This is a genomic window from Novosphingobium sp. LASN5T (assembly GCF_003856955.1).
In the GTDB taxonomy this organism is placed as follows: domain Bacteria; phylum Pseudomonadota; class Alphaproteobacteria; order Sphingomonadales; family Sphingomonadaceae; genus Novosphingobium.
The window spans coordinates 36,183-50,900 of sequence record NZ_RQSI01000020.1; the positions used below are offsets into that span (position 1 = coordinate 36,183).

At 67.2% G+C, this 14,718-nt stretch carries 15 protein-coding genes; 10 read left to right on the forward strand and 5 right to left on the reverse strand.

The genetic code is table 11. The annotated features are described in order from the left end of the window. Positions 1-65: 65 nt before the first annotated feature. The 6 genes from EH199_RS14120 (at position 66) to ribA (ending at position 4,484) form a co-directional block, all read left to right on the forward strand. Positions 66-332 carry a GlsB/YeaQ/YmgE family stress response membrane protein gene (locus EH199_RS14120; RefSeq protein WP_124809942.1) on the forward strand — a complete coding sequence of 89 codons (267 nt, stop codon included), beginning with the start codon at positions 66-68 and terminating at the stop codon, positions 330-332. A gap of 102 nt (positions 333-434) precedes the next feature. Next, positions 435-1,214, forward strand: a complete 780-nt coding sequence (gene ppk2, locus EH199_RS14125) for a polyphosphate kinase 2 (protein WP_124809943.1) — start codon at positions 435-437, stop codon at positions 1,212-1,214. 111 nt (positions 1,215-1,325) lie between these two features. Beyond that, positions 1,326-1,493: a 50S ribosomal protein L33 gene (gene rpmG / locus EH199_RS14130; RefSeq protein WP_124809944.1), complete on the forward strand. Its 168-nt coding sequence runs from the start codon at positions 1,326-1,328 to the stop codon at positions 1,491-1,493. A gap of 80 nt (positions 1,494-1,573) precedes the next feature. Continuing rightward, positions 1,574-2,260 (forward strand): outer membrane lipoprotein carrier protein LolA, encoded by a 687-nt coding sequence (locus EH199_RS14135; protein WP_223806680.1) that lies wholly within the window; start codon positions 1,574-1,576, stop codon positions 2,258-2,260. A 371-nt stretch (positions 2,261-2,631) separates the two neighbouring features. Beyond that, positions 2,632-3,423 carry an exodeoxyribonuclease III gene (locus EH199_RS14140; protein ID WP_124809945.1) on the forward strand — a complete coding sequence of 264 codons (792 nt, stop codon included), beginning with the start codon at positions 2,632-2,634 and terminating at the stop codon, positions 3,421-3,423. Further along, positions 3,420-4,484, forward strand: coding sequence for a GTP cyclohydrolase II (gene ribA, locus EH199_RS14145; RefSeq protein WP_223806681.1), 1,065 nt, complete (start codon positions 3,420-3,422; stop codon positions 4,482-4,484). Before EH199_RS14140 ends, ribA begins: the two co-directional genes overlap by 4 nt. A gap of 33 nt (positions 4,485-4,517) precedes the next feature. On the opposite strand, the gene EH199_RS14150 is transcribed toward ribA, so the two are convergent. Together EH199_RS14150 and EH199_RS14155 are read right to left on the reverse strand one after the other, a co-directional pair. Continuing rightward, the gene (locus EH199_RS14150; RefSeq protein WP_124809947.1) at positions 4,518-4,817 is read right to left on the reverse strand and encodes a hypothetical protein; all 300 of its coding nucleotides are present in this window, start codon (positions 4,815-4,817) and stop codon (positions 4,518-4,520) included. Between the two features lie 56 nt (positions 4,818-4,873). Continuing rightward, positions 4,874-5,221 (reverse strand): hypothetical protein, encoded by a 348-nt coding sequence (locus EH199_RS14155; protein WP_124809948.1) that lies wholly within the window; start codon positions 5,219-5,221, stop codon positions 4,874-4,876. A 300-nt stretch (positions 5,222-5,521) separates the two neighbouring features. Between EH199_RS14155 and EH199_RS14160 the strand changes: the two genes are divergently transcribed. Next, on the forward strand, positions 5,522-5,701 hold the full coding sequence (locus EH199_RS14160) for a DUF465 domain-containing protein (RefSeq protein WP_124809949.1): 180 nt from the start codon (positions 5,522-5,524) through the stop codon (positions 5,699-5,701). A 14-nt stretch (positions 5,702-5,715) separates the two neighbouring features. Beyond that, complete coding sequence (locus EH199_RS14165) at positions 5,716-6,708, forward strand: TerC family protein (RefSeq protein ID WP_124809950.1); 993 nt, start codon at positions 5,716-5,718, stop codon at positions 6,706-6,708. Here EH199_RS14165 and recQ read toward each other — a convergent pair. From recQ to gyrB, 3 genes are all read right to left on the reverse strand, one after another. Next, entirely contained in the window at positions 6,692-8,443 is a 1,752-nt protein-coding gene (recQ, locus tag EH199_RS14170; protein WP_124809987.1) for a DNA helicase RecQ, read from the reverse strand. The genes EH199_RS14165 and recQ overlap by 17 nt on opposite strands. A 234-nt stretch (positions 8,444-8,677) precedes the next feature. Further along, the gene (locus tag EH199_RS14175) at positions 8,678-8,923 is read right to left on the reverse strand and encodes a hypothetical protein (RefSeq protein WP_124809951.1); all 246 of its coding nucleotides are present in this window, start codon (positions 8,921-8,923) and stop codon (positions 8,678-8,680) included. A 4-nt stretch (positions 8,924-8,927) separates the two neighbouring features. Further along, entirely contained in the window at positions 8,928-11,435 is a 2,508-nt protein-coding gene (gyrB, locus tag EH199_RS14180) for a DNA topoisomerase (ATP-hydrolyzing) subunit B (RefSeq protein WP_124809952.1), read from the reverse strand. A gap of 203 nt (positions 11,436-11,638) precedes the next feature. On the opposite strand from gyrB, the gene EH199_RS14185 reads away from it, so the two are divergent. Further along, a complete protein-coding gene (locus EH199_RS14185) occupies positions 11,639-13,072 on the forward strand; it encodes a M20/M25/M40 family metallo-hydrolase (RefSeq protein ID WP_124809953.1) in 1,434 nt (477 codons plus the stop codon). Positions 13,073-13,112: 40 nt separating this feature from the next. Continuing rightward, entirely contained in the window at positions 13,113-14,558 is a 1,446-nt protein-coding gene (locus EH199_RS14190) for a M20/M25/M40 family metallo-hydrolase (RefSeq protein WP_124809954.1), read from the forward strand. Positions 14,559-14,718 lie beyond the last annotated feature (160 nt).

Consider the following 14,718-nt stretch of genomic DNA (forward strand, 5'->3'; position numbering starts at 1 on the left):
CCGGAACCAAATCCCCGCCGCCGGATTGTGAAAGGCATCAAGGCAACAATGGGGATGTCCGGAAAATGGGTATCATCGTCCTTCTCATCGTGGGTGGCATTCTGGGCTGGCTGGCCAGCATCGTGATGCGCACCGACGCACAGCAGGGTATCTTCCTCAATATCGTGGTCGGCATCGTCGGCGCCATGCTCGGCGGGTTTCTGCTCACGCCCTTCATCGGCGGCGGCAGCATCACCCAGGGCATTTCGGCGGGCAGCCTTATCGTGTCGTTCCTCGGCGCGGTGATCCTGCTGGCGATCGTCAATCTGGTGCGGCGCGGTTCGGTTCGCTGAACGCTACGAATTGGAATCCCGAGAGAAAGGGGCGGCCACTCGCGGGCTGCCCCTTTTTCGTGCACGCTCACCCTCCGTTCGAATCGCACAGGCACGGGCTCCATGGGTGAACTGAAGAAGAAGGACTACGAAGACCTGCTGGAACCCATGCAGGAGGAACTGACCTGCATGGCGCGCTGGGTAGCAAAGACCGGCGCGCGCGTGCTGGTGATCTTCGAAGGGCGCGACACTGCGGGTAAGACCGGCGTGATCCACGCCATACTCCAGCGGCTCAACCCCCGCCAATGCCGCGCCGTGGCGCTGCCCAAGCCAACCGAGCGCGAACAGGGCCAGTGGTACTTCCAGCGCTATATCGCCAACCTCCCCGCCGCCGGGGAGATCGTGCTGTTCGACCGCAGCTGGTACAACCGTGCCGGTGTGGAGCGCGTGATGGGCTATGCCAGCGAGGATCAGGTGCGCGCGTTCCTGGCGCAGGCGCCCGCCTTCGAGAAGCTGCTGGTGACGGACGGGTTGCTGCTGTTCAAATACTGGCTGACCTGCGACCAGGAGGAACAGGAACGGCGCTTTGCCGAACGTCGCGACGATCCGATGAAACGCTGGAAGCTCTCCCCGGTCGATCTGGAGGCGCGCGGCAAGTACGAAGCCTATACCGAAGCGCGCGAGGCGATGCTGGCCGCCACCCACACGCCCGAATCGCCGTGGACGCTGGTGGACTTCAACGACCAGCGCCGGGGCCGGCTGACCGTGATCCGCAACCTGCTGGACCGTATGCCCGATACCCGCGTGGATGTGCCGCCGCTCGATCTGCCGCCGCTGAAGGACAAGCCGCTCAAGGAACGCTTCGGTCTGGTGGAACCGCTGCACCCTTATCCCAAGGCTTGACTTTCGCGTGATTCTCCCCCAACGCCCGCGCCCTGCGAAGGCGGCGTGGCAACGCGCCGCCGCAATAGTTTTCAGCACGCGCGCGCAAGCTAGTTCAGGATTGTTAGAGCCATGGCAAAGCCCACCACCGTCAAGATTCGTCTGGTCTCGACCGCCGACACCGGCTTCTTCTATGTCACCAAGAAGAATCCCCGCAACAGCACCGAGAAGTTCAGCTTCCGCAAGTACGATCCGGTGGCGCGCAAGCACGTCGAATTCAAGGAAGCCAAGATCAAGTAAGGCGTTCCGCCTACCGTTCGCCGGAACCTTCCCGGTTCACGGCGAGTTCAACGCCGGTCCTGCAACAAACGGCGATGAACATGATACTTGATCTCTTCCGCCTTCCCGGCCGATCCCGCCTGATGCACGCCGTCGCGGTTTCCGCGATGGCGTCCGCTGGCCTTGGCGCCGTGATGTCCCCGGCCCCGCTCGCGGCGCAGAACGCGCCCGCGCCGGCTCCCGCCAAAGACGTCGACCGCGCGGTGGATGCGCTGCGCGCGATCACCACGATGCGCGCCAACTTCGTCCAGACCGACCGGTCCGGCCAATCGCTGTCCGGCGTGATGACGATGAAGCGCCCGGGCAAGATCCGCTTCCAGTATGAACGTGGCGTACCGTTGCTGATCGTCTCGGACGGGCGCGCGCTGACGCTGATCGACTACGAGGTGCGGCAGGTCCAGCGCTGGCCGATCCGCAACAGCCCGCTGGGCGCGTTGCTCGATCCCAGCAAGGATGTCGCCCGCTTTGCGCGGCTGATACCGACCAACCATTCCAGCGTGGTCAGCATCGAGGTGCGCGACACGCGCCACCCCGAATACGGCACGATCACGCTGATCTTCATTCGCAAGGCTTCCGCGCCGGGCGGACTCGAACTCGACAGCTGGGTTGCGCTCGATTCGCAGAACAAGCGAACCACCGTGCGCCTGTCGGGCCAGCAATACGGCATCGATGTGCCGGAAAACACGTTCCGCTGGAACGATCCGCGTCCCAACTCGCCCAAGCACTGACGCGGTCTGCCCGCGATCCCGGCGACCCGTTCTTTACCGGACGGGCGTTCCGGCCGTTCGTCGCCGGCACGCGACGCTTCGGCAACAACCTGTGCGCGGCACGCGACAAGCTGCGACAAACTTGTCGTTTCCGTTCATCCGCCAGCAAGCGCGGCGGTCCTAGAACGGGTTCAGACGAGGCGGTCGAGGCGGGTTTCCCCCCTGTTGCCCGGCCTTCGAAAAGCCGCCGCGTCTAAGCGTGACGAACGCAGATGGAACCCTCGCCCCCAATGCCCCCGGGGCGAGGGTTTTTCCTTGCCCCTTCAGGCAGCGATCACGAGACAGCGCTTCGGGCTTGCACCGGCTACCGGCCTGCACCTAAAGCCTTGGCCATGGTCTCTATCGCTACCTGGAACATCAATTCCGTCCGCCTGCGCATCGATCAGGTCGAGCGCTTCCTGGCCGAACAGGCGCCCGACGTCCTGTGCCTCCAGGAAATCAAGACCGCCGAGGAACTGTTCCCGCACGAAATGTTCGAACGGCTGGGCTATACCCACCGCTCGGTGCATGGGCAGAAGGGCTACCACGGCGTCGCCACGGTCAGCCGCGTTCCCTTCCGCGAGATCGGCCGGCACGACTGGCAGGACAATGGCGAGGCGCGCCATGTGGGCGTGGAACTGCTCGGCCCCGGCCAGGGGATGTTGCTGGAAAACGTCTATATCCCGGCGGGCGGCGACATTCCCGACCGTGAACTCAACCCCAAGTTCGGGCAGAAGCTCGATTTCCTCGAACGGATGACGCGCTGGGCGGACAAAGTGGACCGGCCCACGCTGATCGTCGGCGATTTCAACATCGCCCCGCTCGAATCGGACGTCTACAGCCACAAGGCGCTGATCAAGGTGGTCAGCCACACCCCGGTCGAGGTCGAAACGCTGGGCCGCTTCCGCGACGCGCACGGCTGGATCGACCTGGGCCGCAAGCATATCCCCGCGCCAGAGCGGAACTACAGCTGGTGGAGCTATCGTTCGTACTGGCGCAACAAGGACCAGGGCCGGCGGCTCGACCACATGTGGGCCTCGCCCGATCTTGCCGCGCAATCGACGAGCCACCGCTTCGTCGAGGAAACGCGCAAGTGGGACCAGCCTTCGGACCACATTCCGCTGGTGACCGGGTTCGACCTGTGAGCGATACGCGCACGGTTGCGCGCGCGCTCGACGCGCTGCGCCATGGCTGGGCCGTGCGCGTCACCGCCGATGATGGCGCGCTGGACCTGCTCCCGGCGGAAACCGGCTTTGCCCAGCCCGGCGTCTACGCCGCGAACCTGCTGATATCCGCCGCCCGCGCGGCCACGCTGAAGCTCGCCAATCAGCGCGAGGCCGCCGTGCCCGAGGCCCCGGTGCTGATCCACGGCGCCGACCCGTTCACCCAGCTCAGTGCGCGCGAGCTGGCCGATCCCTCGCTCGATCTGGACCGCCCGCTGCGCGGACCGTTCCGCGCCCTGCCGATCGCGGCACACGCAGCCGCCGTCACCGCGATGGAACTGGCGCGGCTGGCCGGCATCCTCCCCGCCTTCCTGGTGGCGACGGGGGTGGAACCGGCGGTCACGGTCTCCGCCGCCGATCTCGCCGCGTTCAAGGACCCGCTCAACCTGACCATCCAGGCGCGCGCGCGCCTGCCGGTTCACGCCTGCGAACACGCCGAGATCGTGGCGTTCCGCGCGCGCGACGACCTGCGCGAACACGTCGCGCTGATTCTCGGCACGCAGAGCGGCGAGCGCGTGCCGCTGGTCCGCCTGCACAGCGAATGCCTGACGGGCGACGTGCTGGGCAGCCTGAAGTGCGATTGCGGCCCACAGCTTGACGCCGCGCTGGCGCGCATGGCGGAGGAAGCCAACGCCGGCGGCTGGGGCGTGCTGCTCTATCTGCGCCAGGAAGGGCGCGGCATCGGCCTGATCAACAAGCTGCGCGCCTATGAACTGCAGGACCAGGGCTTCGACACCGTGGACGCCAACGAGCGGCTTGGCCTGCCCAGCGAGGCGCGCGACTTTCCCGTGGCGGCGCGGATGCTCGATCTGCTGGGCGTCACCACGATCCGGCTGATGACCAACAATCCCGGCAAGGTGGCCGCGCTGCAGGAACTGGGCGTGGACGTGGAGGAGCGCGTGGCGCACCAGTTGCCCGCCAACCCGCACAACGAACGCTACCTCGCCACCAAGCGCGACCGCACCGGCCACCTGCTGCGGTAAGGCAGGCGGCCTGCGCCGCCTGCCCGCGTTCCGCTACAACGCCCGGAACATGATCAGGCCGACGCACAGCACCAGCACGGCCGCGCCGGCGACGCCCTTCATCACATCCTTCAGCGTGAACCGGTCGATATGATCGCCGCGGAACCGGGCATAGCCGCTGGCGATGGCGGGATTGCTGGCGACCATGCCGATGTCGAGCGCATTGGCCTCGCGTCGGAAATAGGAGACGAGCACGCCGTGCTCCTCGGTGGATACGTCGGGGTAGGCCGCCAGCAGCGCCTCGATATGCGCGCGACGGGCGAGAGCAGCGGGGCTGCTTTCCTGAATGGTCATGTCGGTATTCCTGATATGCGTGAAGTCTGCGCCCGAACGTGGGGCGCGGTGGCACATCAGGGGGTGGGCGGACCTCGTGGCGCGATCTTGCGCGCCAGCGGCGCGGGAAGCGGCGGGCCGGTCTGGTCGGGCCAGGCATGGGGAATCGCCGCAACCAGCGGCATCGCCGGCAAGACGACGGCCGACACCGTCGGCAGCACCGGCGCGATCTGCACGACGTGGCGCTCGACCGCGGTCTTGCGCGCGGGCGCGATGGCGACTTCCGCCGTGGCCGCGCTGAACGCCGATCCGCTGCGCACGACCAGCGGCGCCTCGAAAGGCGTGACCGCATGGAACGCCACGGTCAGGACCAGCAGCGCGGCCCAGAACCGCGCCGCCAGCCGTGAAGGAAGCCGGCTCAGCACCCGGCCAACGTAGGGATTGGGCGCGCGAACGGCAAGCGCGCGGGCCGGTTTCGGCGCCCCGCCCTCACCCTTGCCCGGCCGGGGACTTGAAATCCGGAGCGATTCGGTCCATAAAGGGATCGCGGGACCGGGCCCCTCTGGCTTGGCGCGCTGGCCTATTCGGGCAGCCGCCTTGCGATGTCGGACCGCATCGGGTGACACCGATGCCTGCCGGTCCGGGTTCCTTCCCATTTCCCGCCCATGGACCGCAGGGCTTCGGTGCGCCCGATCGAACCAACCGTTTCGATCGAGGAGCGAACGATGTCCGACATTACCTTCCGCCTGATGGAGCGCCACCAGCAGATCGACGAGGCGCTGCGCGCCGAGCGCCGCCGCCGCTGGCCCGATCCGCTGGCAATCCTGCGCCTGACGCGCGCCAAGCTGGCGCTGCGCCAGCGTCTTGGCCGCCTGATGCGTCGCCGCATCGCCCTGCACGGCTAAGGCGGAGAGCGACCATGGAAATTCTGTTCGCGGACTGGCTGGGCACTCCAGCCTGGTTGTGGCTGGTCTTCGCCAGCCTGGTCGTCGCGCTCACCGCTTTCGACCTTGGCGTGCTGCACAAGGACGACCGGGCCATGGGCATCGGCGAATCGCTGCGGCTGACCGCCTTCTACATCACCATCGCCCTGCTCTTCGGCGGCTGGGTCTGGGCCGAAAAGGGCGCCGATTCCGGCATGGCGTGGTACACCGGGTTCTTCATCGAAAAGGCGCTGTCGATCGACAACGTCTTCGTCATCGGCCTGATCTTCGGCACCTTCGCGATTCCGGCGAAGTACCAGTACCGCGCGCTGCTGTGGGGCATCATCGGCGTGATCGTGCTGCGCGGCGCGATGATCGCGGCGGGGGCGGCGCTGGTCTCCGAAGCCTATTGGGTGCTCTATCTTTTCGCCGCCTTCCTGATCGTCACCGGCGTGAAGATGCTGCTGGGCGGCGATCACGAACCCGACGTGGCCAACAACCCCGTCGTGCGCTGGATCAGCCGCCATATGCGCGTGACGCCCGCGCTCCATGGCCAGCGCTTCTTCGTGCGCGTGCCCGATCGCCGCACCGGCCGGCTGGTGCTGGCCGCGACGCCGCTGTTCCTGGCGCTGGTGGTCATCAACGTCGCCGATCTGGTGTTCGCGGTGGACAGCGTGCCGGCGATCTTCGCGATCACCACCGACCCCTTCATCGTGTACACCTCGAACATCATGGCGGTGCTGGGCCTGCGCGCGCTCTACTTCGCGCTTTCGGCGATGGTCGACCGCTTCCAGTACCTCAAGGTCTCGCTGGCGGCGGTGCTGGTGTTCATCGGCGCCAAGATCTTCGTGTCCGACTTCCTGCTGGGCGGCGCGAAGTTTCCGCCGCTGGCCAGCCTGGGCGTGACCTTCGGCCTGATCGCGGCGGGCGTACTCTATTCGCTGTGGAAGACGCGCGGCGCGCAACCTGCGCTCAATGCTGCCGAATGACCTTGAGGAACTGCTCGCCATAGGCATCGAGCTTGCGCGCGCCCACCCCGCCGATCCCGCCCAGTTCGGCGCGGTTGGCGGGGCGGGTTGCCGCCATCTCGCGCAGCACCGAATCGTGGAAAATCACATAGGGCGGCACGCCCTGTTCCTGCGCCAGATCGCGGCGCAGCGCGCGCAGCGCGTCGAACAGCGGATCGCCCACCGGGTTGAGCGCGGCACCGGCCGCCCCCTTGCGCCGCCGGCCGCCGCCTTCCTGACGCGGCGGCAGGATCAAGTCGACGCGCACATCGCCCTTCAGGATTTCGCGCGCATCGCCGCCCAGCGCCAGCCCGCCATGCTCGGTGGCGACAAGGCTGCCGCGCGCCTGCAAGGCGCGCGACAGCGCGCGCAGCAGCGGCGCGTCCTCCGCCGGCACGATGCCGAAGACCGACAGCTGATCGTGCCCGCGCGCGGTCACCCGTTCATCGGCGCGGCCGGTCAGCACTTTCTCGATATGCCCGAAGCCGAAGCTCTGCCCCGTGCGATAGACGGCGGACAGGAACTTGCGCGCCAGTTCGGTGGCATCGGTCTGCGCGGGCGGAGACAGGCAGTTGTCGCAATTGCCGCAGGTCGGCGGCGGGTCCTCGCCGAAGTGGCGCAGCAGCACCGCGCGGCGGCACCCGCCGGCCTCGACCAGCCCGGCCATGGCATCCAGCCGCTGGCGCTCGCTGGCGCGGCGGTGTTCCTCGACCTCGCCGATCCGCTGGCGCGCGCGCAGGAAATCCTCGGCGCCCCACAGCAGCAGCGCCACCGACGGATCGCCATCGCGCCCGGCGCGCCCGGTTTCCTGGTAATAGCCCTCGATCGACTTGGGCAGCGCGGCATGGGCGACGAAGCGCACGTCCGGCTTGTCGATGCCCATGCCGAAGGCGACCGTCGCCACCATCACCATGTCCTCGCTGGCGACGAAGGCGGCCTGGTTGGCGGCGCGCACTTCGGGCGGCAGGCCGGCGTGATAGGGCAGCACCGGCCGCCCCTGCCCCGAAAGCTGCTCCGCCAGCCGCTCCACCCCGGCGCGGGTGGGGGCATAGACGATGCCCGGCCCCGGCTGCTCCGCCATCAGCCGGGTAAGCTGGCGCAGCGGATTGTCGCGCGGGGTGATGGCATAGCGGATGTTCGGCCGGTCGAACCCCGCCACGATCAGCCCGTCTTCGGCGATGCCGAGCTGTTCGAGGATGTCGGCGCGCGTGTGCCGGTCGGCCGTGGCGGTCAGCGCCAGGCGCGGCACTGCCGGGAACATGTCCATCATCGGCCGCAGCAGGCGATAATCGGGGCGGAAATCGTGCCCCCATTCGGACACGCAATGCGCCTCGTCGATGGCGAACAGCGCCACGCGGCCCTGCGTCAGCAATTCGCGGAAATGCGGCTGGCTGGCGCGTTCGGGCGCCACGTAGAGGAGATCGAGATCGCCCGAGAGGAAGCGGTCGATGGTCTGCCCCCGGTCGGTATCGACGCTGGTCAACGCCGCCGCGCGGATGCCGTTGGCCGTGGCCGAGCGCAACTGATCGTGCATCAGCGCGATCAGCGGCGACACGACGACGCACGTGCCCGCCATCATCACCGCAGGCAACTGGTAGGTCAGCGACTTGCCCGCGCCGGTGGGCATCACCGCCAGCGTCGATTGCCCCGCCAGCACGCGCGCCACCACCTGTTCCTGCACGCCCCGGAACGCCGAAAACCCGAACACCGCGTGCAGCGCCTCGGCTGGATCGGTCCAGGCGGGGGCAGGCGGGGCTGACGCAGCAGACGAGGCTTCGGGAAAGAACAGGCCGGGGTCGGTGAAGTCCCGCTCGTCCTCTTCGGCGTAGTAGGAATAGGTATGGGGTTCGTCAGGCAAGGTCACGCCCGCCGCTATGGCAGAGGAAGGGGCCGCAGGGAACCTGCGCGCGGCCGCCCGCCATGGGAAAAAGACGGCGCGACCGCCGCAGGATTACTGCTCCGCCGCCAGCCAGTCCGCCAGCTGCGCGATCTCGTCCGGATCGAGCACCCACGTCCGCGTGGCGCGGCCTTCGCGGTGCACCGGCACGGTCAGCAGCACGCGCGCCTGGGTGCGGGCATGGGGCTTGTAGAGCGTGTAGTGCATCGCGCAGTCGCGGATCGTGCCGATGATCGGCGCGCGCCCTTCCAGGTCGATCATCGTGGCCGCCTGATCCCACGGAATGCTGGCTGTCAGCATCGGATCAGACGTCCAGATTGGCGACGTTGAGCGCGTTTTCCTGGATGAAATCGCGGCGCGGCTCGACGATGTCGCCCATCAGGCGGGTGAAGATCTCGTCGGTCACGTCGGCGTCTTCCACCTTGACCTGCAGCAGCGAGCGGTTGTCCGGATCGAGCGTGGTTTCCCAGAGCTGTTCGGCATTCATTTCGCCCAGCCCCTTGTAGCGCTGGATCGACAGACCCTTGCGGCCGCCGGCCAGCACCGCATCGAGCAGTTCGGACGGGCGCGTGATCGCGTCCTTCGGCTCGGCGCGCGGCTTGGCCACTTCCTGCTCGCTCTCGTCGGCGGTGACGGCCGGATCCGGTTCAACCGCGGCGGCGGAGGCGCGCACCAGCCGCGCGGTGGCGGAATAGACCTCGGCGGTTTCGGCCGTCAGCCGCGCCAGCTTGCGCGCTTCGGCGCTGGTCAGGAAGCCCGGCTCGATGATGTGGTGGTCGGTCACCCCGCGCCACTGGCGCTGGATGTGATAACCGCCCTCTTCGGAAAGCCCCGCGCTCCAGCGTGCTTCGGTATCGCCCCGGTCCAGCCAGCGGGCCGTGCGCGCCAGCGCTTCGACGCGAGCATCGGCAGACAAATCGGGATCGAGCGCTCCGGCCAGCGCCAGCGCCTCGATGATCGCCGGATCGTAGCGGCGCGGCACGAAGGCCATCAGGTTGCGCATCCGCAACGCGTGTTCGACCAGTGCATCGAGTTCCACGCCGCCCCGCGCGCCGCCGGCCGTTTCCAGCACGCGCCCGGCAAGGCCCGCCTCGATCAGGTAGCGATCGAGCGCGGCATTGTCCTTGAGATAGACTTCCGACCGGCCCTTGGCGACCTTGTAGAGCGGCGGCTGGGCGATGAAGAGGTGCCCGGCGCGGATGATGTCGGGCATCTGCCGGTGGAAGAACGTCAGCAATAGCGTGCGGATATGGGCACCGTCGACGTCGGCGTCGGTCATGATGACGATCTTGTGGTAGCGCAGCTTTTCGAGATTGAACTCGTCGCGGATGCCGGTGCCCATCGCCTGGATCAGGGTGCCGACTTCCTTGGACGAGATGATCCGGTCGAACCGCGCGCGCTCCACGTTCAGGATCTTGCCCTTCAGCGGCAGGATCGCCTGGTAATGGCGGTCGCGGCCCTGCTTGGCGCTTCCGCCTGCCGAGTCACCCTCGACCAGGAACAGTTCGCACTTGCTGGGATCGCGCTCCTGGCAGTCGGCCAGCTTGCCGGGCAGGCTGGCGATGTCCATCGCGCCCTTGCGCCGCGTCAGTTCGCGGGCGCGCTTGGCCGCCTCGCGCGCGGCGGCGGCGTCGATGATCTTCTGGATCACCGCCTTGGCGTGGGCCGGGTTTTCCTCCAGCCACTCGCTCATCTTGTCGCCCATCAGGCTTTCGAGCGGCTGGCGCACTTCCGAGCTGACCAGCTTGTCCTTGGTCTGCGAGGAAAACTTCGGGTCGGGCAGCTTGACTGAGACGATCGCCGTCAGCCCTTCGCGCATGTCGTCGCCGGTCAGGCTGACCTTTTCCTTCTTCAGCATGCCCGATTTTTCGGCATAGCCGTTGAGCGTGCGCGTCAGCGCCGCGCGGAACGCCGCCAGGTGCGTGCCGCCATCGCGCTGCGGGATGTTGTTGGTGAAGCACAGCACGTTTTCGTAGTAGCTGTCGTTCCATTCGAGCGCGACATCGATGCCGATGCCGTCGCGCTGCGCGGAGATCGCGATCGGATCGGGAAGCAGGGCCACCTTGTTGCGATCGAGATAGCGCACGAAGGCCGCGATGCCGCCCTCGTAGAAAAGGTCGTGCTCCTTGACCTCCTCGCCGCGCTTGTCGCGCAGCAGGATGCGCACGCCCGAATTGAGGAACGCCAGTTCGCGGTAGCGGTGTTCGAGCTTTTCGAAATCATAGACGGTGACGTTCTTGAACGTCTCGTCCGAGGCGAGGAAGGTCACGCGCGTGCCCTTCTTGCCTTCTGGCGCCGGCCCGCGCACCGCCAGCGGCGCGACCGCATCGCCATGGGCGAACTTCATCCAGTGTTCCTCGCCGTCGCGCCAGATGGTGAGTTCCAGCCATTCCGACAGCGCGTTGACCACCGACACGCCGACGCCATGGAGGCCGCCCGAAACCTTGTAGGCGTTATCGTCGCTGGTGTTCTCGAACTTTCCGCCGGCGTGCAGCTGGGTCATGATGACCTCGGCCGCCGAGACACCTTCTTCGGCGTGGATGCCGGTGGGGATGCCGCGCCCGTTGTCCTCGACCGAGACCGATCCGTCCGGGTTCAGCTCGATCAGCACCAGGTCGCAATGCCCCGCCAGCGCCTCGTCGATCGCGTTGTCGGAAACCTCGAACACCATGTGGTGCAGGCCCGACCCGTCGTCGGTATCGCCGATGTACATCCCCGGCCGCTTGCGGACCGCGTCGAGACCCTTGAGGACCTTGATCGAATCCGCGCCGTAGGAATTGGTGTTCGGGGTGTTTTCTGAAGAGCTGGCCATACCGAGCATATAGGCAGAGCCGCGCCCAAGCCCAAGCGAAAGAGCCCTTATGCAGGGGATTTTCCACAAGGAATGGTCACAAATCCGTACGGTTTGCCGCGATCGGCCGCGCGCGCGCGAAAAAGGCATTGCCGGGCCGCTTCCCAAGGGCCGGGAATGATGCTGAAACGGGCGCCATGGAAACGCTTTTTCAGGGGATAGGAATGCGTTCGTTCCGCTTTGGCGCCCTGGCCGCCAGCCTGCTTGCCGCCACACTCATGACACCAGCCGCCCACGCGGCCGACGCGCCCGCACCGCTGCGCGCCGATCAGGCGAAGTTCCGCGAACTCTACAAGGAATTCGTGGAGACCGACACGTCGATCACCACCGGCAGCTGCACCGCGCTGGCCGACAAGATCGAAGGCCATCTCAAGGCCGCCGGCTTCGCCGACACGCAGATCACCCGCTTCGCCGTGCCCGATCATCCCAAGGAAGGCGGGCTGGTCGTGGTGCTCCCGGGCAGTTCGAAGACGCTCAAGCCCATCCTCCTGCTTGGCCATCTCGACGTCGTCGTCGCCAAGCGCGAGGACTGGACCCGCGATCCCTACCAGTTCATCGAGGAAAACGGCTATTTCTATGGTCGCGGCGTGGCCGACATGAAGGCGATGGACGCCATCTGGGTCGACATGCTGACGCGCTTCAAGAGCGAAGGCTATCGCCCCAAACGCACGCTCAAGCTGGCGCTGACCTGCGGCGAGGAGACGAGCTGGGCGTTCAACGGGGTGCGCTGGCTGGCGGAGAACCGGCGCGACCTGATCGACGCCGAATTCGCGCTGAACGAAGGCGGCGGCGGCCGCACCGACGGATCGCCGGAAGGCAAGGTGATCCAGCAGAACCTGCACGTCGGCGAAAAGGTCGTCGCCAACTTCAAGATCGAGGCGACCAATCCCGGCGGCCACAGTTCGATCCCGATCCGCGACAACGCGATCTACGAACTGTCGGACGCGCTGGTGAAGCTGCGCGACTACGAATTCCCGCTGATGCTGAACGATACCACGCGCGGCTATTTCGCGAAGCTGGGCGCCACGCGCGACGACGCGATCGGCAAGGCGATGCTGGCGATCGTGGCCAATCCGGCCGACAAGCAGGCCGAAGCCACGCTCAACACCGACCGCTCGTTCCATTCGATGCTGCGCACGACCTGCGTCGCCACGCTGCTCGAAGGCGGCCATGCCAACAACGCGCTGCCGCAGCGCGCGGCGGCCACGGTCAACTGCCGCATCTTCCCCGGCGTCTCGTTCGAAGCCGTGCAGAAGACGCTGACCGACGTGATCGCCGATCCGCGGATGACGGTAACCAAGATCGACGATCGCGGCCCGCTGCCCAAGGCGCCGCCGCTGACTCCGCAAATCCTGGGTCCGGCCGAGAAGCTGGTGGCGAAGTACTATCCGGGCGTACCGCTGGTCCCGGTGATGTCCACCGGCGCCACCGACGGCATCTACCTCGAAGCGGTGGGGATTCCGTCCTATGGCCCGCCGGGCCTCTATGGCGATCCCGACGGCAACGGCGCGCACGGCCTCAACGAGCGGATGCGCGCCAAGGCCGTCTATACCGGCCGCGATTTCCTGACCGATCTGGTCAAGGCCTACGCAGGCTGAGGGCAACGCGGACATGAGCGGGCAAGCAGGGGGAGGAACGATGACGAAGCGATCCGGATGGCGCTCCAGGGTGGCCGGGCTGGCCCTGGCGGGGCTGCTGATGGCATCGACCGGAGCGCAGGCGGCGGAAGCGCCGCTGCGGCCGGACCAGGTCCGGTTCCGCGACCTGTTCCGCGAACTGATCGAAACCAATACCACGCTTTCGGCGGGCAGTTGCACGCTCGCGGCCGAGCGCATGGCCGCCCACTTGCGCGCGGCCGGGCTGCCCGAAAGCCAGATCACGCTGTTCAGCACGCCCGAACACCCCAAGGACGGCGGTCTCGTCGCGGTCTATCCCGGCACGTCGAAGACGCTGAAGCCGCTGCTCGCGATCGCCCATATCGACGTGGTGGAGGCCAAGCGCGAGGACTGGGAGCGCGATCCCTTCAAGCTGGTCGAGGAAGACGGCTACTTCTACGGGCGCGGCACGGGCGACGTGAAATCGATGGCGGCGATGCTGGTCGATACGCTGATCCGCTTCCGGGAAAGCGGCTACAAGCCCGCCCGCACGGTCAAGATCGCGCTCACCTGCGGCGAGGAGACCAACGGCGCGTTCAACGGCGCGGAATGGCTCGCCGCCAACCGGCGCGACCTGATCGATGCCGAATTCGCGCTGAACGAGGGCGGCGGCGGCACCACCGACGGACGCGCCGTGGCCGCCGGGGGCAAGGTGGTGGAGCAGACCATCCAGGTCGGCGAAAAGACCTTCGGCAACTACCGGCTGGAAACGCGCAATCCCGGCGGCCACAGTTCGGTGCCCCGGCCGGACAACGCGATCTACCAGCTCGCCCACGCGCTCGACCGGGTGGAAGCACATGAATTTCCGGTGGAATTCACCGATACCACCCGCGCCTATTTCCGCGCGGCGGGCGCGGCGCGCAACGATGCCATCGGCAAGGCGATGGTCGCGCTCGCGGCCAACCCGGCGGACAAGGCGGCGGAAGCGGTGGTCAATACCGACCCGTTCCTGCATTCGAACCTGCGCACGACCTGCGTCGCCACGATGCTGGATGGCGGTCATGCCCGCAACGCGCTGCCCCAGCGTGCCGGCGCCAACATCAACTGCCGCATCTTTCCCGGCCATTCGGTCGAAGCGATCCGGAGCGAACTGGCCGCGATCATCGGCGATCCGGGCGTGACCGTCACCGCGCTGGCGCCGCTGCGCCCCTCGCCACCCCCGCCGCCCCTATCGCCCAAGGTGATCGATCCGGCGCGCAAGCTGGTGGCGAAGTATTTCCCCGGCGTCCCGCTCGTGCCGGTGATGGCCAACGGCTACACCGATTCCACGTTCCTGGGCGCCGTGGGCATTCCGACCTATGGCGTTCCCGGCATGTGGGGTGATCCCGACGGCAACGGCGCCCATGGCTTGAACGAAAGGATCGAGGTGCGCTCGCTGTTCGTCGGCCGCGATTTCCTGTTCGATCTGATCAAGGCCTATGCCGGCTGAAGGCAGTGCGACCCGACGCTGCCCGGCGCCCTCCCTGCGGGACAAGCTGTGGATAGCGCGGGGACAAGGCTCTTGACGCATCCTGCCCTGCCGTGTTCCTTGGCTGGCATGCGTCACGAAGCGGTCACGCAGATTTTCCACATACCCACGCAGGCGGGCA